This is a genomic window from Aeoliella mucimassa (assembly GCF_007748035.1).
Classification (GTDB): Bacteria; Planctomycetota; Planctomycetia; order Pirellulales; family Lacipirellulaceae; genus Aeoliella; species Aeoliella mucimassa.
On record NZ_CP036278.1, the window covers coordinates 5,744,630 to 5,763,984 of the forward strand.

The following is a 19,355-nucleotide window of genomic DNA, read 5'->3' on the forward strand; positions in this document are numbered from 1 at the left end:
CGCCCCAATCCAGGAAGAGAATCGATGCTCTACTTGCTTGCCGAAGCGACTACTGGTGAGTCGTCGGAGTCCACCAAAATAACGATTCCGCAGGAACAAGCCGAAGCTGTCAAGAAGTTGATGCAGTTCGACTTCGATCTGACCAGCGACCAATGGCTGTCGCTCGCGCAATACTATGGTTTGCGGGTCGCACTGGTACTCGTGCTGCTGACGCTGGCCTGGACCCTCGCTGGTTGGGCGTCGAGCATGGTTCGCGCTGGGCTGCGGCGTCTGAAGTTCGATGAAACGCTCACTTTGTTCATCGCGAAGCTCACTTGGTGGGGCATCATTCTCCTGGCCGCGCTGGCCTGTATGAGTAAGTTCGGCATCGAGACCACCAGCTTCGCGGCAGTCATCGGTGCGGCTGGTTTCGCTGTCGGTCTGGCGTTTCAAGGCACACTCTCCAACTTTGCTGCGGGGGCCATGCTGCTGGTCTTCCGCCCCTACCGCGTCGGCGACGTCGTCAACGTGGCCGACAATCTGGGTAAGGTCGACGAAATCGAGTTGTTCACCACCACGATCGATACGTTCGATAACCGGCGGATCATCATCCCCAACAGCTCGATCTATGGCTCGGTGATCGAGAACATCACCTTCCATCGCAAACGCCGCATCGACGTCGATGTCGGCGTTTCGTACTCGGCCGACATCGACGAAACCCGCCGAGTGCTGACCGAGGCCGCCAACGCGACCGAAGGAACCCTGCCCGACACCGAGCCAGCCATCGTGCTGCTGGGGCTCGGGGCGTCGAGCGTCGACTGGTCGGTGCGGGTCTGGGGCCCCACCGACAAGTACCTGGACGTTAAGCAGGTGCTGATCCGACACGTGAAAATGCACCTCGATTCGGCCGGCATCGAGATTCCGTTTCCGCAGATGGATATCCATCTCGATCGCTCGAAATAAACGCACCGAGCACGCAGCTCTCGAGCAGTAGCAAACGTCGCAAGAGTCCGTCGAACGCGAGTTGTCGCTGCCCGCAACCAACCAATCTTCCCGCCCCCCGGAGGGATAGATTCCCACTGCTCACAAATAGATTCCCAACGCTGGGCAATAGATTCCCAATTTACCCACCGATGGGAAAATTGAATCTCCGCTGACTCTACAAAACCAGTGGTTTTCGAGTGCGAATAGATTCCCATTTCCCAAAACGCATCGAGTGGGAAAGTATTCTTGGGGAGGAGTCAGGAAACAGGATTCGGGGGGCAGGGGAGTTTGGGATTTATGATTTCTGAGTGATGATTTCTGACTTGCGGATGTCATCTTGAGGGAGCTTCCGGCGACTGAAAGATCTCCGCCTACTGCTTACAGCTTAAGGCCTACAGCTTCGACAACCGCGCAGCAGCGAACGCCCACGCCAGCAACCCTTCGCCAGCGCGTCGCTAGGAGTCTGACATTTAGACCAGCATCACATCGCAATCACCTCCAATCACTAAAAAAGCCAACAGCCGATAGCTGAAAGCCGACAGCCAACGACCACCTGTCCATTAGAACACCACGGGTGGCCAATTCCTAGCGAAAAATTGAAAACCCAATAAGACGCAATTTCACCTAAATTTAACCCTCCCGCTTGCGGGACGGGTCGGGCTATCAGGCCCGGGGAGGGTAGCACCCGAGCGTGGCTCGCCCACCGACGCAACCTGACTGAATTAGCGGCCCCCTCTCAAGCATTCGGTGAAAGGAAAACATCCCCTCGCGAAGGGTTGCGCCGCCGGGGGGAGTGAACTGCGAAAGTCTCGGCAAGGTTAACTTACTTGGGCCGATGAAGCCGAGGCCGTTTAGGAGATCATCGAATGGATTGAGGTGGTGACAACCCCAGCAGCCTGGGTTGGGGAAAAATTGCGGTAAGGGACGAGATCCGCTAGGAGGTTCGACGGAGCCAAAGCGGTGCGGTTCTGCTACAATCGAAGACATGCTTATCCACAGTTCTTGTAGGTAAGCAGGTCCTGCATGGGCTTATCTATCTTTTTTGTGTCGAATCAAGTCATGTCGCAAGTACGTTTACTCGCCGTCGTGATGCTACTTCTCGTGCTGCTGCCGAGTTGCTCTCGCTCTACAGTTTCACCGCTAAAGCCTTCGCCGAACGGCTCGATGTTGTTGCTGACCGCTGTCAACCAAAGCCAAGCTGATCCGCGAAAATATCTTTGCGTGATCGTCGAGATTCAAGATGCCTCTGACACGACCCTGCACCGCGAGGTGACGCCCGCTTCTGACACTCAGCGCTGGACCATTCAATGGGTTAGCGACAATGAGATCCTTTTAGACAGTTCCGATGTCGGCCGCTACCGCATCCATCGTCAACCTGATGACACATGGAAAGGTGAGCTGGGGGCGACATAACCACCGACTGCAGTTGACCAGCAGCGCCCGCGATATGATGTGGTTGTCGGTTTGGAGCCTGCACTCCGCGGGCGGCCGGCAACTGAGTTTTTTACGTTAGGTGTCAATAATGAACCACTACAGTTCGCGGATTACTGCTTCTGTTCTGACCGTAGTTTGCTGCCTCGGTTGTGGAACCGACTCGCCCAGTTCTACCCCGAAGGTGGAGGATCGCGTCGCCGAACCATGGATCTCGAAACCCAAGGCCGAATGGCCACAAATCGTGTTGACCAATCATGCCGAATTCAACGGTCACAGTTCACTTCAGGGTGCTAGTACGTCTTTCCTGAAATCCATTCCGCTGCTATATGCTGCGGAATGAAAAAGCACATTGTTTGCCTGGACCACCAGGCCCGTGGAGGTTTGGAGCAGCTAGCACGCTCAGGCGCCCGCGCGGCGCAAGTGGTGCGTCGCTGCCAGATATTATTGAAATCGGACTCGGGATGCACCGACGAAGAGATCGCCGAGCATGTGGGCTGCACGACGCGCAACGTCCGAGCCGTCCGAAAGCGGTTCTGCGAAGAGGGCGTCCAGCGGGCGGTGTACGATGCGCCTCGCTCGGGCCGCCCCCCAGAGTTCACCAAGCGGCAGCAGCAACAGGTAATCGCCCTGGCGTGCAGCGAGCCGCCCGAGGGACGGGCTCGCTGGACGCTGGAATTGTTGTGCGAGCACGCGGTGAAGGAAGGCTTCGTCGATTCGCTCAGCGTGACGGAGGTCTCGCTGTGGCTCAAGGAACACGACCTGAAGCCGTGGCGAAAAAAACTTGGTGCGTGCCCAAGCTGAACGACGAGTTCTGTGAGCGGATGGAGGACGTCCTCGAGCAGTACGAGAAGCCGCTCGACCCGAACGAGCCGGTCGTCTGCCTCGACGAGCAGCCCTATCAGAGGGTCGACGACGCGCGGCCGCCCGAGCCCGCGGCACCCGGCAAGATCGCGAAGCAGGACTACGAGTACCGCCGCTGCGGAACCTGCAGCGTGTTCGTGGCGGTCGAGCCGAAGGCGGGCAAGCGATTCGTTCAGGCCAAGCGTCACCGCAAGCGAGCCGACTTCGCCCGGTTCGTCCGCGACCTCTTGAAGCGCTATCCCGACGCAGAGCGGGTTCATCTGGTGATGGACAACCTCAACACGCACAACGAGAAGTCGTTGATCGAAACCTTTGGCGAGGAGGCGGCTCGGCCAATGCTGGAGCGGATTGTGTGGCATTTTACCCCCAAGCATGCCAGTTGGCTCAACATGGCCGAGATCGAAATCTCGGCCATACAGCGACAATGCCTGGGACGTCGGTTGGCTTCGCTCGACAAGGTTCAAAGCGAACTCTCCCACTGTTCACGCGACCGCAATCGGAAGAAAATCAAAATCAATTGGACCTTCCATCGAAAAGACGCCAAACGCGTCTTCCCTGAACTCTATAGGAAATGACTTCCGGGACGACGTACTAGCAGCTTTTTGATCAAAACCCACGATGATCGTGTTCTGGCCGCTACCGCCGCTCACTTGATTGGATCTGCAGGCGGTGTCGAACCAGAAATCCCGATCAATCAGCTGAATTCGAAGATTCGAGCATGGAAGATGTTCCCACGCACAATGCCCGATGACTATATCGAGGTTCATTCGCTCGGCGTGCGAGGACTCGATGATGAAATCCTCGATTGGTTAGTACTTTCAATCGAGAACGCCGATCCACTTCCTGGATATCCGCTCAAACTACGCAAGGAACCTGTTCGGATTGGTGAGACCGTCTATCTGATCGGATGCCCCTACATCGAACAAGACTGCAAACAAAATGTGTATACAGGCACGATCACCGAACGAGCATTTGGCGATCGTTTTCGCTATGACATTGAACCACCCGTTGATATTCGCGGGTTCAGCGGCGCGCCCATCATTGACGAGAAGGGCTACGTCGTCGGGGTAATGACGGTGTGGTTCGATCCCAAGATGTCCGGTGACGAATATCTCGAAGCTGGTGGTGAGGATATCGCGTCGATCTATGAATTGGTCCAACGCAGCAACTGAATGGCACCTAACAATCGGTCAACCGGAGTTGGCTCGCCTTTCGTTTTTTCAACTTCGCTTCCTTTCAGCTTAGTGCTATTCCATGTCTGCGAGTTAGGCCGCAAATGTGCGGCCTACAGGTGATAGGCAGAAACTTCCTATAACCAAGTTACCCCTGAGGAGTTCCGCCTACCCAATGGGCAGCGACATAAAGTCAATTCTCGACCGCATCAACGAGATCGTGGCGACAACGAACACGACCGACTTTATCGTCCATTCGTTCGCCGGCGATTCGCTATTACTAATAGGTAGCTTTGACCTCTGTTACTACCATGAACTCGAAATCCGTTTTCATGATGTGTCGTATATCGGATTGACAGTCTACGCCCTTAATTCGCCAAGACTCACCGTGGCGTCAGAGAAAGAACGAAAGGCTCACGCCCATCTCGAATTGGATGATGACGACGTGTTGTTTCGCGTGCATGTTGATCCGAGTTTAAAGGGTGGGCATGTTTATTACGTTGCTGCGAAACGAGTGTCGATATCCGAGGACATCGTGTACCATTGACTTGAAGGACGGTGAACGTGTTGCCCAATGGGGCAAGGAAAAGAAGTAGCAATCGGTTGAATGGGAGCGGCGGATCACGTTGGTTTTGAAGTCTACGGTTACTGGCCGCCGCCACGTAAACCGTGACGTTAGCTACCTATTGCGATTCCGGAGTACGACATGCCAGTAACGAACGACAAGATCAAAGCCCGCGACATACTCAGCGAGATGTACGCCGACGGCTACTTCCCCGACTTCCTCGTAGACAAGATCAAGGTCATCCTCCTTGATATGTGTGAACAGATCGAGCACGAGCAACCCAAGGACGAAGATTCGCTTCTTAAGCTGACGCATGCAGCTACAAAACGAATCAACGACCTCGAAGAAGAGTTTGAAGAAAACGATAGCGAGTTGGAGACAGGAGCCCGAGAAGCGCTGGGAGCCGAGTTCGACTTCATCGTGCGTGCTTACGGCTTTGCGGACGTCGACATCGAAGATGTGATAGCTCCCCGTGAGTGGTAGAAGCGGCAGCTAACCACCGACTGCAATTGACCAGCATCGCCCGCGATATGATGTTGTTGTCGGTTTGGAGCCTGCTCTCCGCAGGCGGTCGGCAACTAAGTTTTTGACCTTCGCCGAACCGGACCACTTTTGCGCCAGCGACACCTCGGGCAGTTCGGCCAACGCTCAAGAAGCTTCGGCGGCTCCAACGCAGGATTCATTGCTTTGGCCGCAGGGGAGGGTTAGGATTTACCCATGGCTTGGCGATGTAGGCCCAAAGATTGTGGATAAGCAACGTTTATACCCAAATTGGTGTGTCCAATAACAAGTTCTGTCGCTGAACGGAGCCGAAACATGAAGCTGACCGTAATGGCTGCAACCTTGAGCATGCTCCTTTGCGTTTCTTCGTCAGACGAAATAGAGCGGATACTTGCGAAATACGACCAGATTGAATACTCCCATCAGTATGGCGACTTCTACAGATCGCTGTTTGCGGCTTGCGATGAATCCGACTTATCCGCTTTGAGCTCAAATAAGAACAATTCGATTGCCACGCAATCAGCATGGGAGATCGTCACTCAAACAGTGCCCAAAGAAGATGGCCCCAAGGTCTACCGACCAGATTCACACAAGCTTGTATGGTTCGTAGGCTTTTTTGAAGGGCGGAACCGAATTACTACGCCGGATTGGTGGCGCGCAATTGTCATTGACGCTCGCGCAAATCGACGCAACAACATTTATCCGGGCGAGCCTAAAGAACGACCATATCATCGCTCGGAAGTTGAGGGAGTGACGTGCCCGAAAGATGCAACCGTTACGGAAAAAGATCGTGTAGTCACGTATCGGGCCAACGAGAATTCGATTGTACTTCCTGAAGAACTGCTCGATCGCTCGGATGATAGCAGCTTGTGGTGCAATATTTCCTGTGCTTTCACGAATGATCATTGCTTTGTCGCGGTACATGATGATTTCGGGTATTCACATGATGTATCCTGCATTGATCGCAAGACGGACAAGATCGTGTGGAAATCTGAAGCATGTGGTTGCTGGTGGGGCGGTGCGAGTGGTATCCATGAATCATGGGTCACTCTCGTACCGACGGATGACGGCCGGGTATTTGCATTTGGTTCAGCGTCTATGGGGTTTTACGCCCACGGATTCGACGCATCAAATGGAAAGACACTTGTTCAATTCTCAAACAACTACTGAAAAACGCGACAGAACCATGCGGTGAACAGAAGCCGCCGATGACGCAGGTTTTGAATACTTAATTTCTGGGCGCGGTCCCCGCTGCCGTTCGCGGGTCGCCCCCCGGCCAGCGGGAAATGCGGCCAAATTTTCGCCCGACGGTCCTGAAGCGGGGTTCGCTCCCAGGCTCTTGAGCACTTGCTGCCTTGCGGGCAGGCAAGCCATAATTGTGGGATGTCTACGCTCAATGTTGCTGCCTATAAGTTCGTTTCGCTCGATCAGCTCGAGGATCGCCGCAGTCGGTTACGCCGCTTTTGCCACGAGCAAGAGTTGCGGGGGACCATATTGATTGCCCCCGAAGGCATCAATATGTTCATCGCCGGCGAGCGGCCCAATGTCGACGCCCTGATGGAGTTGCTGCAGTCCGACCCGGCCATCGGGCCGCTGGAGATCAAGGAGAGCTACTCCGACTACCAGCCGTTCACCCGGATGCTGGTGAAAATCAAACGGGAGATCATTGCGTTTGGTATCGAAGGCATCGATCCGGCGCAGTACACCTCCAAGCGCATCGAGCCGGCTGAGCTCAAGCAATGGCTCGACGAAGGACGCCCGGTCACGCTGCTCGACACGCGGAACGACTACGAAGTGGAGCTCGGCACCTTTGAAAACGCGGTGCATCTCGACATCGATCACTTTCGCGACTTCCCCGAACGGGTCGAAGCGATGCCGGCCGAAGTGCGTGAGCAACCGGTGGTGACCTTTTGCACGGGTGGGATTCGCTGCGAGAAGGCGGCCCCGATGCTCGAGCGACTTGGCTTTCGCGATGTCTATCAGCTGCATGGCGGCATTCTGAATTACTTCGAGCAAGTCGGCGGCGAGCACTACCGCGGCGACTGCTTTGTGTTCGATCAGCGGGTCGCTGTGGATGCGGCCTTGAGCGAAACCGACGCGGCCCAGTGCTACGCGTGCCAGTCGATTCTCTCGCCCGAAGATCAGCAATCGCCCTACTACGTGAAGGGCAAGTCGTGTCCCCGCTGCTACCAAACCAGCGACGAGGCCATGCAGCAGTCGATTGCCCAGAGGCATCGCGAGATCGCTGAGTACACGTCGCCGCTCCCCGGCAGCACGCCTTACGACAACTATCTGCCAGCCCACGTGTCGCAAGCACTCGATGGGCTGACCGTGCTGGAGTTTCTGCAAGCGGTGATTCCAGCGGTGGATGAGGACGTGTGGAAGCAGAAGATCAGCGAAGGCCGCATTCTGCTCGAAGGCAAGGCGGTGGCGGAAGATCGTCGCGTCGCGGTCGGCGAGAAGTACATGCACTGGCTCAGCGACGTGGTCGAGCCCGAAGTGAACGTCGACATTCGTATTCTCTACGAGGATGTCGACTTGGTGGTCGTCGACAAACCGGCACCGCTGCCGATGCACGAGGGGGGGCGGTACTGCAAGAACACGCTCTCCGCCATTTTGAATCAGGTGTACTATCCCGAACGCCTGCGGCACGCCCATCGGTTGGATGCCAACACGACCGGCCTGGTGCTGTGGTCGCGGAATCGAAGGTTTGCCAAGTTGCTGCAGCCGCAATTCACCCGTGGCGAAGTGCAGAAGTGGTACGTGGCCCGCGTGATTGGCCATCCCGAGCAGGACGAGTTCACCTGCAACCAGCCGATCGCGGTCGAGCCCACCCTTATCGGCGCCCGCATCGCCGAGACCGATGGCAAGCCGGCCGAAACCCGGTTTACCGTGCACTCTCGCAACGACGATGGTACCTCGCTGCTGATCGTCCAACCGATTACCGGGCGCACCAACCAGATTCGGGTGCACCTGTGGTCGCTGGGGCTGCCGATCGTGGGCGATCCCACCTACCTGACCGAAGGCCGCCTGGGAGATCAGCAGACGCTCTCTATGGACCAACCCCCGATGTGCCTACACGCTTGGCGCATCGCGTTCCGACGTCCGCAGGCGACCGAGCTTACCGAATTCGCCGCTCCGCTCCCTGAGTGGGCTGCTGAGATGGAAACGCCAGTAGGGCAGGGCGGATGATCACCAGTCGCCAGAACCCTCGCATCAAAGCCGCTTGCGCGCTGCGGAATCGCAGCACCCGCGAGCAAGAGTCGAAGGCCCTTGTGTACGGAGTCCGCGAGTCGGCCCGCGCCCTGGCGGTGGGGGCCAAGCCACTGGAGTGCCTGTGGTGCAGCAAGTACTTTCGCAGCGACGAAGCGTCGGCCGTGGTCGACGAGCTGCGACAAGCCGGGGCCGATGTGGTGGAGCTCTCCGACGACGCGTTCGACAAACTCGCCTACGGCGATCGGCTCGATGGGGTCGTTTCGGTCTTTGCGACCAAGCCCCGCGGGGTGGCCGACCTCGAACTGCCTGACCGCCCGCTGGTAGCGGTGCTTGAAGGCATCGAGAAACCTGGCAACCTGGGTGCCATCCTGCGTTCGGCCGACGGAGCGGGAGTCGACGCGGTGGTGGTCGCCGACCCGGTGATCGATCTTTACAACCCGAATGCTATTCGCGCCAGCGTGGCTGCGGTGTTTCAGCCCAACGTGGTCACGGCCACCTCGGCCGAGGTGATTGCCTGGCTGCGTGATCGCTCGCTCGCCATCTGGGCTGCGAGGCCTGATGCCGAGGGGCCGTACTGGGCGGCCGATTATTGCCAGGGGGGAGCCATCGTGCTCGGCAGCGAGTCGCAAGGGCTGACCGACGCCTGGCTCGGCAGCGGCATGCAACCGGTGATGCTCCCCATGCTCGGAGTGGCCGACAGCCTGAACGTATCGGTCACCGCGGCCATCCTGTTCTACGAAGCCCGCCGACAACGCTCGATCGCGCCCTAACCCGCTGACTCTATTGAGCCTTCCGCAGGGTTTCGAGCTGCTCGTCGATATCGCGGACAATCTCCCAGTCGGTTTTGTAATCGACCGGCACAAACCGGTCGCGGCCCGAAGCCCCATACGATTCGGCCAGCGGAGTTCCTTCCCAGGTGAAGTCGAGAAACGTTTGCTTGATCGTATCGCGTAGCTCTGGCTTCAGATTGTAGGCATAGCCAAGTGCGACTGGGGGGAAAGTGTTCGACTCGTAGATCACACGAATCGCGTCGGCCGAAACCTCGCCGCTCTTGACCAACCGGTCGAACAGATCGCTGGCCACCGGGGCCGCATCGGCGTGGCCAGCCAGGAGTTCCTTGATCGACAAGTCGTGCCCCATCGAAAAACCATACTCGTAGTCCCGCCCGGCAAGCATTTGCTGTTCGTTCATGAGATACGAGAAAGCCGCTTTGAAGCCCGAGTTGGAGTTGGGCCGGACGAACATCACGCGTTTGCCCTTCAGGTCGGCCGTGTCTTGAATCTCGCTATCGGCTTTCACCAACAGCTTCATCTTGTAGCCAAAGCCATCTGCCGAGCCGAGCGTGCAGACCGGGATGAATCCGGCCGTCGTGACCGCCGATGGGACCGCCCCGGTGTTGAAAGCAGTCACGTGCAACTCTCCGGCCGCCATCGCCGAAAGTTGTTTGGGGACAGTTTCGTACTGCGTGGCCTCGGTTGGCAAACCGGTCTTCTCGGCCAAGGCATCGAGAAATGGCTGCCAGGCCTGCAGTTCGGTTTCGCTCGGCTCTTTCGAAGCAACGTAACTGAACACCAGTTTTTCAGGCGCGACGCCCTCGTCGGCCGGCGGGGCATCGGGCAGCAGGTCGCCGTCGCTGTCGGTCCACCCTTCAAGCGGTTCGCGATCACTTTGGGCCAGCAGACGCGAGAGTTGATCGCTCTCCAGCTTCTTCTTCGTGGCCGCAGGTTGATTCTTCTGGTAGAGCCAGATGCCTACCAGAACAACGGCGATCGGAATCACAATTGCTCCCACGCGAGAGATCGACAGGGAGGAGGATTCGCTAGTGGTAGCAGGCGGGGTGTTCTCAGCGTCGGCCATCGGGCCCCTCCGAACAGAGCTGGTGGCTAGGGAAAATCGAATGGAAGTTCCCAGCGTACCAGACTTGCCGCAGGGCGCGAATCACGCGCAGTTCGGAATTAACAATCCACCAAGGCCGACTGGAATCGCTTATTGAACCGACGGCTTTTGTCGCTTCCGCCAGCACCAGCCGAAGCCGAGCGACGCCAAACCAGCGAGTAAAGCAGCCGAACCGGGTTCGGGGACCACGGTCACACCGCTACCACCGACCACGGCTGCGAAGGAGAGTTGGGCTCCGGTGGTCTCTGCGATGCCTTGCCGCAGCAGGGCGAAGTCGCTCCAGTCGGTCACGCCATCTTGATTCAGGTCGCCTCGTTTCCAGGAGAACATATCGCCGGACGCTTGCTCCCAGCCCCACCCTTGGGCGAAGGCCGTGACGTCGTCGTCTTCCCAGCTGCCGGTTCCGTCGCCGGAGACGACTCCATCGAGATTGATGTCGCCCCACACGCCGGCGCTGAGTTGCACCAGGTTGCCAGTGGAATCGTAGCCATACTCGCGGTTCACTAAAGAGAAGAAGCGAGTATCGTCGCCGGTGCCGGCCCACTCATAACCTTCGGGCGCGGAGATGTAGGCTTCGATCTGCGAGGAGTAATAGCTAAGGTCGGCGAACACATTCAGGTCGCCGTATACGATGTCGTCGCCTGAACCGTTGTCTTGATGAATCGCCTTGGCGTAACCACTGTGAATGTAGTTGGCCACCGCCAACATGGTGCCATTGAGTTCCCAGGAGCTACCATTCCAACTAAAGATGCCACCGCCCGAGTCGCCAGCGGCCGCCTGCATTTCGTTCCCCCCACCCGAAGTCGGAGTGCGCGTTCCGTCGAGGGTAAACTCGTAGTCGTCGAAGTAGAAACCTTGGGCGACCGTATCGACACTGTCGTCAAGCAGGTAGTAGCCGCTACCTGCCGACTTAAAGTCTTCCAGTCGTTGAGCAATCTGTGAACTCGATTCCACTTTGTTCGTACCCCAAGCGTAACCGCTAGTTGTCTGGCTAATCTGATAGCCAACCGCGAGCTGTCTGTTACTCGGTGCGTATTGATCGGGGTCCGACGAGTTAAAGCAACCGATACAATCGGTTTGGCCTTGCCAGGTGGGATCCGAGGTTTTGTCACCGGTCCAGTACACCAGATCGGAATTGGACCGTATCCGACCTTCAGTCATCACCACGACTTCCTTGTTAGTCGACATTCGACTATGTCCGATAGAAAGACGTTGAATGGTCGAGCCATCTACCGATACAACTTGCTCGGGAGTGCCATCGAACTGCGATTGGCTGTTAAGTCGGTACAGTTTCAGGTCGGCATTAGTCGTGTAGCCAGCGTTGGTCAACAATGCGGTGTTCTTGAGCCGAATGGTCGAGTTCGGCACGATGTCGAATGCTTCGTCACGGAACTTATCTTGCGTGGTCGAAGAATCGAACGTGTGATTCGCCGATAGCACCCATCCGTTACCAAGGTAAACCCCGCGTTGCGTTATATTGGCCCAGCCGGGATCGGTGTGCCCTGCAAATTCCGGCAGCGAGGTGTCGTTCGGCGCGGCGTAGTTGGCCGTTGGGTCGAGATTCATCACCACGATCGCCTCGGCTGCGGAACCACCAAATGCCAGCGCCGCCCAAAGCACGAGCAAGCGTGCTGCTAGAGGAGTGGAGGGGTACTTTTCGCGCATCAATCTCTGTCCAGTAAAGGTGCGGTGTTCCGCCCCCGCTAGAAGTGATTCGCTGCGGGGAAAGCGATATAGCTGGTGGTGGAGAAGTCGATATCTACCTTCCATCTTATCGAAGCCGGTTATTTTAGCAAGTTTTGTGCAGTTCCTGCAGTGAATTTCGGCGGGGCTTCCTGCCGGCATAACCGCTCCAATAGTTGCGTCGGCCGCGCCGACTGGCTCATTACGCCTTGTTGGCGGACAATCGCGAATCATACTGGCTCTTGGCGGTTGGATACCGAGCTGGCGACGTGCGTGGCTCCCCATTGGCGGTTGGCCAATCGCCAGCTTCGCGATCCGCCAACTCCAACCCCCTAAACTTGTGCGATGCGTGTTGCGGTTGTCATGGGCACTCGGCCCGAAGCCATCAAAATGGCTCCTGTGATTCAGGCTCTAGAGAAGCAACCTGGACTCGAACCGTGGGTGGTTCACACGGGACAGCATCGTGAGCTGATCGACCAGGTGATCGATTTGTTCGAGCTTCGCGTCGACCGCCGGCTCGATGTGATGCAGCCGGGGCAAACCTTGGCGTCGCTTACTTCGCGACTGGTCGAGCGGTTCGACGAGGTGCTGGTCGCTGATCGCCCCGACCTGGTGCTCGTGCAGGGCGATACGACCTCGGTGCTGTCGTGCGCCCTGGCGTCGTTTTACCGCGGCATTCCCGTGGGACACGTGGAGGCAGGTCTGCGGACCGGCAACATGGCGGCTCCGTTTCCCGAGGAAGCCAATCGGCGGTTGACCACACCGCTGGCGAGTTTGCATTTTGCTCCGACCACCACCGCCCAGCAGCATTTGCTGGACGAGCACGTTCCCCAAGAGCAGATCCACGTGACTGGCAACACGGTGATCGACGCCCTGGCGTGGGAGATCGATCGCCAGCAGCAACCCAGCACCGCGGCGGCCCTGCAGCAACAGCTGACCGAGCTAGTAGGGCCCGATTATGGCAGCAAGCGTTATGTGCTGGTCACCGGCCATCGCCGCGAAAACTTCGGCGACGGCTTTGCCCAAATCTGTCAGGCGCTAAAATCGCTGGCCGATCAGTTTGCGGACCACCTGTTTGTGTACCCGGTGCATCTGAACCCAAACGTCAAGCAGATCGTGCATCAGCAACTCGGCGAGACTCCGAACATTCGCCTGATCCCTCCGCAGCCCTATCGCGAGTTTGTCGCTTTACTGGCAGGTTGTCACGTGGTGCTTACCGACTCGGGCGGCGTGCAGGAGGAAGCCCCCAGCCTGGGCAAGCCGGTGCTGGTGATGCGAGAGACGACCGAACGCCCTGAAGGGGTGGTTGCGGGAACCGTGAAGCTCGTCGGCGCGAAAGCCGAGGTGATTGTCGAGCAGGTGTCCACGTTGCTCTCCGACTCGCAGGCGTATCGCGCGATGGCCGAAGTGGCGAATCCCTACGGGGATGGTCATGCGGCGCAGCGGATCGTCGAAGCCATCCTCGAGAAGTACGGCCGCGAGCAATAAGTTCGCTAGCCGAGCGGGCTAGCTGCTCGCGGTGGAAGTGGTCGTCGAGGTAGCCTCAACCCGTTGCTTGAGCGTGCCTTCAACGATTTCGCAGAAGCGGTCGCAGAGCTTCGCTTTGCTAAATCGGTCGTCGATCAGCGCCCGGGCTTGGCGTCCCATATCGGCGAGTTGCTCATCCGAGGTGTTATCGATTTCTTTCAGTACTTCGCGTACTGCGTTCGGATCGCCGGTCGGAATCTGCCAGCCGATGGGGGCCAGCTCGAGAATCTCCGAGATGTGGCTCGGCACCGGACCGAGGAACAGGATCGGCTTGCCAACGGCCATCGCCCCATACACTTTGCAAGGATGCACGATGCCGATCAGTGCCTCGGACATCAGCACCAGATGCACGTCGGCCGCCGAGAGCGAGTTACCTATCTCTGATAGCGGTTGGTAGGGAAGCGACACCAGGTTGCGAGGATGATGCTTGGCGATCGCCTCGTCGACCACCTGCTTGCCTGCCCCTGCTCCGATGAACATGAAGTGCAGGTGTTCGTTATCTTGCAGCTCGAGCGCTGCATCCACCAGCGGGTCGACCGGAGTCGTTACGCCATGGTTGCCGCTGTACATGATCACGCGTTTGTTCTCGAGCCCATGCTCTTTCACAAACGGGTTTTCCTGCTTCGGCACGATTCGCAGGCTGTCTTCCATCGGCCAGGGAGGAAACACAAACGTCTTGTCACGCACGTCGAGTTTGGCGTACAGCCGCTCGGCCATGAAACTGTCGAGGGCGATAATCGCCGACGCGGCATGCAGGTTCCGGCGATTGAGCCAGTTCATGGCTTTCACTGCCGGCGACGAAGGCTTCATCGCCCCGGTGGCCAACACCTGGTCGGGATTCAAATCCATCGCCCAGAAGGTGAAGGGGATGCCGCGCAGCCAATGAATCAGCAGCGCTGCCAACGACGCCATGGGAGGCGAGGTGCTTACGACCATGCCGGCCAAGCGGGGCATGAACAGCCCGCGGATCACCGCTTGCAGCAAGAACATCAACTGCCCGACGACTCGATGCAAAATGGTTCGCTTGCCGAGCGAAGAGAGCGGCAAACGAATCACATCGACTCCGTCGAGCACCTCGCGGCTGGGGTACTTCACCGATGGATCGGCGTACCCCCGCGCGGAGGTCAGTACTTTGACTTCGTACCCACGTTCCACCATGGCCACGGCCGCATCGGCCATATGTTGCCCTACCGAAGCAGGGTCTGGAACATAGACCTGGCTAATAAACAGTACGCGTGGCTTCGCCGTCATGGAGTCGAGTCGCTAAGTCGGAGGGCTCGTCGTTTTAGGTGGCCGATGCAGAACCGTGCGTGGCCAGATATTCTCCATGAATCCATTCGTAGGTCTTGGCCATGCCTTCACGCAAGGTGATGCCAGGGGCCCAGCCCAACAGCTCTTGGATGAGCGTGTTGTCGCTGTTACGACCATTCACCCCCTTGGGGGCGCTAAGGTTGTGATCGCGTTCGACCTGGATACCAGCGATGTCGGCGACCATATCGACCAGCCCGTTGATGGTGGTCAGTTCGTCGGAACCGAGATTGATCGGCTCGATGATGTCGCTATCGGTAATCTTCAGAATGCCTTCGATGCAGTCATCGATGTACATGAAGCTGCGGGTTTGCTTGCCGTCGCCCCACACTTCGATGGTGTGATCGCCAGTTTCCTTGGCGTGAATGATCTTGCGGCAGATCGCAGCAGGAGCCTTCTCACGACCACCGTCCCAGGTGCCGAACGGGCCATACACGTTGTGGAACCGCGCGACGCGAGTGGTCAGACCGTAGTCTTCACGGAAGTGGCGACACATCCGCTCGCTGAACAGCTTCTCCCAGCCGTAGCCATCTTCGGGCATCGCGGGATAGGCGTCTTCTTCCTTCAGCGGAACGACGTCTTCGCACTTTTGCTTGTCCGCGTTGTACACGCAGGCGCTCGACGCATAGAAGTAGCGATCGACGCCGGCGTCCTTCGCGGCTTGCAGCAGGTGCGTGTTGATCAACACGCTCAGCATGCAGAGCGCCTTGTTGTTTTCGATGAAGCCCATGCCGCCCATGTCGGCAGCCAGGTTGTAAACACGCGAAACACCCTTGCAGGCGGCTTCGCACGTCTCTTTGAGCTTCAGATCGCCCTGGATGTTTTCGGCTTGGTCGGAAACCTGGTACCACTCATCGAAAGGCTTGATATCGACGCTACGTACGTTCTTATGGCCCATTTCCAGAAGTTTGGCCACGAGATGCCCGCCAATAAAACCGCCACCGCCGGCAACCAAAATCACGTCGTTCGCCATGGTCCAGGAGTCCTGTCGAAATTGAAGAAGCTGAAGATATCTAAAGTTAGGTTACAACCAAGCTTAGCTGACAGAAAAGCTATTGTGGCCCACGATTTTGGATTCCACAAGCATCGCGACACCCGCGGCATCACTCCCGACTTGCGGAGTAACCGTTACAGACCAAACTCAGGCTATCGGGCGGCGACTTCTTAGGCGACATCCGCCCGTGCGGCATCGCGCTCGACCAACTCCAGGTCGTGAGCCAGCATCATGCTGACCAGTTCGCGGAAGCTCACGCTCGGCTGCCAGCCCAGCAGTTCGCGGGCGCGACTTGCGTCGCCCTGCAGCATGTCGACCTCCGAAGGCCGGTAGAACTCGGGACTGATCTGAATCAGTTTGCGACCATCGGGCGCTTGGCCGTACTCTTCGAGGCCGCGACCGTGCCAGGTGATCGGCTGGCCAAGCTCTTCGAAGACGATTTCGCAGAATTCCCGCACCGAGTGCGACTCGCCGGTCGCGAGCACGTAATCGCTCGGCTCATCGGCCTGGAGCATCATCCAGGCACCTTCCATGTAGTCGCCGGCAAATCCCCAGTCGCGTCGAGCGTCGAGGTTGCCCAGCAGTAGCATGTTCTGCAGGCCATGTTGGATGCGCGCGGCCGCCATTGTGATCTTGCGAGTGACGAACGAATCGCCACGCCGCGGCGATTCGTGATTGAACATCACCCCGTTCACGGCATACAGACCGTACGCTTCGCGGTAGTTGCGGGTGTTATGGTAAGCAAATGCCTTGGCGCTGCCATAAGGGCTGCGGGGATAGAACGGGGTATTCTCGTTCTGAGGGGTTTCCTGCACTTTGCCAAACATCTCGGACGACGATGCTTGGAAAAACCGCGAGGGGAGATCGAGCTCGCGAAGCGACTCGAGCAATCGCAGGGGGCCGAGTCCGGTGACGTCGGCCGTGTATTCGGGCAGGTCGAACGATACTTTCACGTCCGACTGGGCAGCCAGGTTGTAGACCTCATCGGGGCGGACCTGGCGAAGGATCTTGAGCAGCGAGCCGGTGTCGCGGAGGTCGCCATGCACCAGATGAAGAGCTCCCTGGTCGCTTGCCCCCTTTTCCAGAAGGTGCTCGATGCGATCGTAGGCGGTCGACGAGTGGCGGCGGACCATGCCCCAAACTTCATACCCTTTATTCAGCAACATCTCAGCCAAGTACGAGCCATCCTGGCCGGTGATCCCTGTGACCAAAGCTCGCTTAGGGGAGGGGGAATGCAACATCAGATATCCAAATCCATTGAATAGGCGCGGAGGGACTAATGAATCCGTTGCTTCAGCCTAATGACCAACGGACTCGGTTGGAACCGCCTGAAGGGGGGCGGCGGCTGGCTTGGTTCAGGACTAACGAACCAAATCGGCGGGGGGGGACTCCAAAGGACCTTGGGACGCCGACGACGGAGACTGCGGGTTGGCAACGGCCTTGGCAGCTCCCATCGACAGGTGTTCCGTTTCAATATCCTCTCGAATATACCGAATATCCTCCTCGATTGGCTCGAAGAAATCGAGAATCTGGGATATCTGAGATATCGTGGAGTGTTTTTTGTCCGTCTGAACTTCGCCCGTAATGTCCATTTGCCCTACCATATCGCCGTCGACAATCAGTGGATGGGTCAGATGCCAGACTTGCGAATCGCGGGAAACCGGGCGTGAGGTTTCCCAATTGGCATAAAAAGCCTCGTGAATCAGCGGAATATCAATGGTGAGCTTCATTCGCGTCAGTTTGTAGCCGTCGGCCGCTTCGACGATGGCCGCCCAGAGCTTGCTCCACTCGCGAGAGCCTTGCAGCTGGATCGAGCTTTCGCGGAAATTGTGCTCGCCGTGTGGTTCTTTGGTCGAAATCGAGGTCGCTAGTCTCCGCATGCGTCCACTGACCAGGGCAAACTCAATGTGCCCAAAGGTCTTGGTGAACACCAGAAATACCATCACTGCAATCACGGTGAAGATCGCAATCCACTCGTTCCGCATGTAGATACTCAGTACCGCACTCAAGCAGGTGGTTGCGCAGATCAGCGAAATAAACAGCGATGCTTGTTGCACGCTCCACCCGCGAACGAGCAGCGAGTGATGCAGGTGACCACGATCAGGCGAGAACATGCTGCGGCCCGTCAGCTTGCGACGCAGCAACGCGGCAAACGAGTCGAGAATGGGGATCGACCATACCGCAATCGGTACGGCAAACGCCGCGGCGGCCGACGACTTGGCACTCGCTAGCACCGCGACGGTTCCGCACACCAGACCTACCAGCATGCTCCCCGTGTCGCCGAGGTAGATCGTCGCGGGGGCGAAATTGTATCGCAGGAATGCTAGCAACGAACCACCCAAGGCCAGCATCGTGGCCGTGAGCACCACGTTGTCTTGCAAACCACCGGTGATCGCAGCGAGTGTCAGACAGAGGATTAAACCAACGCTTCCTGCCAGACCGTCGATGCCATCAATCAGGTTCACCGCGTTCGTCGTACCGAGCAGCCAGAAGGCAGTGGCCGGAATCGCCAGCCAGCCGAGATTCACCTGATAACCAAAGGCCGAGAAGCCTTCGATCAGTGCACCGCTCCAAATCAACAGCGCTGTCAACGCAACCTGACCAAGCAGCTTGTACCGCCCACGAAGGCCGGTAACATCGTCCACCCCCCCCAGCACCACGATGCCTGCAGCGGCAATCGCCAGACACGTAAGCGGCAGGAAGTTGCTCGCGGTAATCAGCGTGGCATTCGCAAACGTGGCGTAGCCAAACACCACGGCCATCGACACGACCAGGCCCAGGAACACGGCCACCCCGCCGCCCAAAGCAACAGGTGCCTTGTGGGCCTTGCGCCGACGATCGGGCTTGTCGACAAACCCCAAGCGATGGGAAGTTGCGCGAACGATCGGGGTGATCATCAAGCTCAACAGAAACGAGCCGACACCAGCGATCAGATAGACAATAATGGTTGTTGAATCCAGCATTTACCGGACGCTCGTCAATTCGAAGGAGAAGGTCGGAGTGGGAAGCTCAAACGAATGCGTCATGCAGGCGACTTCCAATATATCTGTTGTTGCCAATCCGTCGACGAGGAAAACCGGCTCGTAGCAAACTTCCATTCACAACTACATTGCGTGAAATGGCCTGACTACTACGATTGGCAAGCTCTCTTCATTTTGACCCTTTTGTCCGTATGACGAAAGGGTTCTGCTCGCTTGCCTGGTTCCACGAAGTTGGTGACGCATATGCCGTGCCG

General features: G+C 57.8%; 17 protein-coding genes. 11 read left to right on the forward strand and 6 right to left on the reverse strand.

Annotation, left to right across the window (positions count from 1 at the left end):
• Positions 1 to 24: 24 nt before the first annotated feature.
• The 10 genes from Pan181_RS22590 to Pan181_RS22635 all read left to right on the forward strand — a co-directional run bounded on the left by Pan181_RS22590 (position 25) and on the right by Pan181_RS22635 (position 9,482).
• Positions 25 to 942, forward strand: a complete 918-nt coding sequence (locus Pan181_RS22590) for a mechanosensitive ion channel family protein (RefSeq protein WP_197528612.1) — start codon at positions 25 to 27, stop codon at positions 940 to 942.
• Positions 943 to 1,986: 1,044 nt separating this feature from the next.
• Positions 1,987 to 2,376, forward strand: a complete 390-nt coding sequence (locus tag Pan181_RS22595; protein ID WP_145250548.1) for a hypothetical protein — start codon at positions 1,987 to 1,989, stop codon at positions 2,374 to 2,376.
• Positions 2,377 to 2,733: 357 nt separating this feature from the next.
• Positions 2,734 to 3,198 carry a helix-turn-helix domain-containing protein gene (locus Pan181_RS22600; protein WP_145244956.1) on the forward strand — a complete coding sequence of 155 codons (465 nt, stop codon included), beginning with the start codon at positions 2,734 to 2,736 and terminating at the stop codon, positions 3,196 to 3,198.
• Positions 3,186 to 3,833, forward strand: a complete 648-nt coding sequence (locus tag Pan181_RS22605; protein WP_145244957.1) for an IS630 family transposase — start codon at positions 3,186 to 3,188, stop codon at positions 3,831 to 3,833. The genes Pan181_RS22600 and Pan181_RS22605 overlap by 13 nt, the downstream gene beginning before the upstream one ends.
• Positions 3,834 to 3,860: 27 nt before the next feature.
• Positions 3,861 to 4,430, forward strand: coding sequence for a S1 family peptidase (locus Pan181_RS22610; RefSeq protein WP_145250550.1), 570 nt, complete (start codon positions 3,861 to 3,863; stop codon positions 4,428 to 4,430).
• A gap of 175 nt (positions 4,431 to 4,605) precedes the next feature.
• Entirely contained in the window at positions 4,606 to 4,977 is a 372-nt protein-coding gene (locus tag Pan181_RS22615; protein ID WP_145250553.1) for a hypothetical protein, read from the forward strand.
• A gap of 159 nt (positions 4,978 to 5,136) precedes the next feature.
• Positions 5,137 to 5,478 carry a DUF5713 family protein gene (locus tag Pan181_RS22620; protein ID WP_145250555.1) on the forward strand — a complete coding sequence of 114 codons (342 nt, stop codon included), beginning with the start codon at positions 5,137 to 5,139 and terminating at the stop codon, positions 5,476 to 5,478.
• Between the two features lie 333 nt (positions 5,479 to 5,811).
• Positions 5,812 to 6,666, forward strand: a complete 855-nt coding sequence (locus Pan181_RS22625) for a hypothetical protein (protein ID WP_145250558.1) — start codon at positions 5,812 to 5,814, stop codon at positions 6,664 to 6,666.
• Between the two features lie 213 nt (positions 6,667 to 6,879).
• Positions 6,880 to 8,688: a sulfurtransferase gene (locus Pan181_RS22630; RefSeq protein ID WP_145250561.1), complete on the forward strand. Its 1,809-nt coding sequence runs from the start codon at positions 6,880 to 6,882 to the stop codon at positions 8,686 to 8,688.
• A complete protein-coding gene (locus Pan181_RS22635; RefSeq protein WP_145250564.1) occupies positions 8,685 to 9,482 on the forward strand; it encodes a TrmH family RNA methyltransferase in 798 nt (265 codons plus the stop codon). The genes Pan181_RS22630 and Pan181_RS22635 overlap by 4 nt, the downstream gene beginning before the upstream one ends.
• A 10-nt stretch (positions 9,483 to 9,492) precedes the next feature.
• Here Pan181_RS22635 and phnD read toward each other — a convergent pair whose 3' ends face one another.
• Together phnD and Pan181_RS22645 are read right to left on the reverse strand one after the other, a co-directional pair.
• Positions 9,493 to 10,569: a phosphate/phosphite/phosphonate ABC transporter substrate-binding protein gene (gene phnD, locus Pan181_RS22640; RefSeq protein ID WP_145250567.1), complete on the reverse strand. Its 1,077-nt coding sequence runs from the start codon at positions 10,567 to 10,569 to the stop codon at positions 9,493 to 9,495.
• A 129-nt stretch (positions 10,570 to 10,698) separates the two neighbouring features.
• The gene (locus Pan181_RS22645) at positions 10,699 to 12,273 is read right to left on the reverse strand and encodes a PEP-CTERM sorting domain-containing protein (protein ID WP_197528613.1); all 1,575 of its coding nucleotides are present in this window, start codon (positions 12,271 to 12,273) and stop codon (positions 10,699 to 10,701) included.
• A 363-nt stretch (positions 12,274 to 12,636) separates the two neighbouring features.
• On the opposite strand from Pan181_RS22645, the gene wecB reads away from it, so the two are divergent.
• On the forward strand, positions 12,637 to 13,779 hold the full coding sequence (wecB, locus tag Pan181_RS22650) for a non-hydrolyzing UDP-N-acetylglucosamine 2-epimerase (RefSeq protein WP_145250572.1): 1,143 nt from the start codon (positions 12,637 to 12,639) through the stop codon (positions 13,777 to 13,779).
• An 18-nt stretch (positions 13,780 to 13,797) separates the two neighbouring features.
• Here wecB and Pan181_RS22655 read toward each other — a convergent pair whose 3' ends face one another.
• The 4 genes from Pan181_RS22655 to Pan181_RS22670 all read right to left on the reverse strand — a co-directional run bounded on the left by Pan181_RS22655 (position 13,798) and on the right by Pan181_RS22670 (position 19,083).
• Positions 13,798 to 15,069 (reverse strand): glycosyltransferase family 4 protein, encoded by a 1,272-nt coding sequence (locus tag Pan181_RS22655; protein ID WP_145250575.1) that lies wholly within the window; start codon positions 15,067 to 15,069, stop codon positions 13,798 to 13,800.
• 34 nt (positions 15,070 to 15,103) lie between these two features.
• Entirely contained in the window at positions 15,104 to 16,099 is a 996-nt protein-coding gene (locus Pan181_RS22660) for an NAD-dependent epimerase/dehydratase family protein (RefSeq protein ID WP_145250578.1), read from the reverse strand.
• Between the two features lie 191 nt (positions 16,100 to 16,290).
• On the reverse strand, positions 16,291 to 17,361 hold the full coding sequence (gene gmd, locus Pan181_RS22665; protein WP_145250581.1) for a GDP-mannose 4,6-dehydratase: 1,071 nt from the start codon (positions 17,359 to 17,361) through the stop codon (positions 16,291 to 16,293).
• Positions 17,362 to 17,481: 120 nt separating this feature from the next.
• Positions 17,482 to 19,083 carry a glycosyltransferase family 4 protein gene (locus Pan181_RS22670; RefSeq protein WP_145250584.1) on the reverse strand — a complete coding sequence of 534 codons (1,602 nt, stop codon included), beginning with the start codon at positions 19,081 to 19,083 and terminating at the stop codon, positions 17,482 to 17,484.
• Positions 19,084 to 19,355 lie beyond the last annotated feature (272 nt).

Bases quoted from the DNA above. Each gene is read 5' to 3' on its own strand.
- Pan181_RS22590 (WP_197528612.1), top strand. From the start codon at position 25: ATGCTCTACTTGCTTGCCGAAGCGACTACTGGTGAGTCGTCGGAGTCC.
- Pan181_RS22595 (WP_145250548.1), top strand. From the start codon at position 1,987: ATGGGCTTATCTATCTTTTTTGTGTCGAATCAAGTCATGTCGCAAGTA.
- Pan181_RS22600 (WP_145244956.1), top strand. From the start codon at position 2,734: ATGAAAAAGCACATTGTTTGCCTGGACCACCAGGCCCGTGGAGGTTTG.
- Pan181_RS22615 (WP_145250553.1), top strand. From the start codon at position 4,606: ATGGGCAGCGACATAAAGTCAATTCTCGACCGCATCAACGAGATCGTG.
- Pan181_RS22620 (WP_145250555.1), top strand. From the start codon at position 5,137: ATGCCAGTAACGAACGACAAGATCAAAGCCCGCGACATACTCAGCGAG.
- Pan181_RS22625 (WP_145250558.1), top strand. From the start codon at position 5,812: ATGAAGCTGACCGTAATGGCTGCAACCTTGAGCATGCTCCTTTGCGTT.
- Pan181_RS22630 (WP_145250561.1), top strand. From the start codon at position 6,880: ATGTCTACGCTCAATGTTGCTGCCTATAAGTTCGTTTCGCTCGATCAG.
- Pan181_RS22635 (WP_145250564.1), top strand. From the start codon at position 8,685: ATGATCACCAGTCGCCAGAACCCTCGCATCAAAGCCGCTTGCGCGCTG.
- phnD (WP_145250567.1), bottom strand. From the start codon at position 10,569: ATGGCCGACGCTGAGAACACCCCGCCTGCTACCACTAGCGAATCCTCC.
- Pan181_RS22645 (WP_197528613.1), bottom strand. From the start codon at position 12,273: ATGCGCGAAAAGTACCCCTCCACTCCTCTAGCAGCACGCTTGCTCGTG.
- wecB (WP_145250572.1), top strand. From the start codon at position 12,637: ATGCGTGTTGCGGTTGTCATGGGCACTCGGCCCGAAGCCATCAAAATG.
- Pan181_RS22655 (WP_145250575.1), bottom strand. From the start codon at position 15,069: ATGACGGCGAAGCCACGCGTACTGTTTATTAGCCAGGTCTATGTTCCA.
- Pan181_RS22660 (WP_145250578.1), bottom strand. From the start codon at position 16,099: ATGGCGAACGACGTGATTTTGGTTGCCGGCGGTGGCGGTTTTATTGGC.
- gmd (WP_145250581.1), bottom strand. From the start codon at position 17,361: ATGTTGCATTCCCCCTCCCCTAAGCGAGCTTTGGTCACAGGGATCACC.
- Pan181_RS22670 (WP_145250584.1), bottom strand. From the start codon at position 19,083: ATGCTGGATTCAACAACCATTATTGTCTATCTGATCGCTGGTGTCGGC.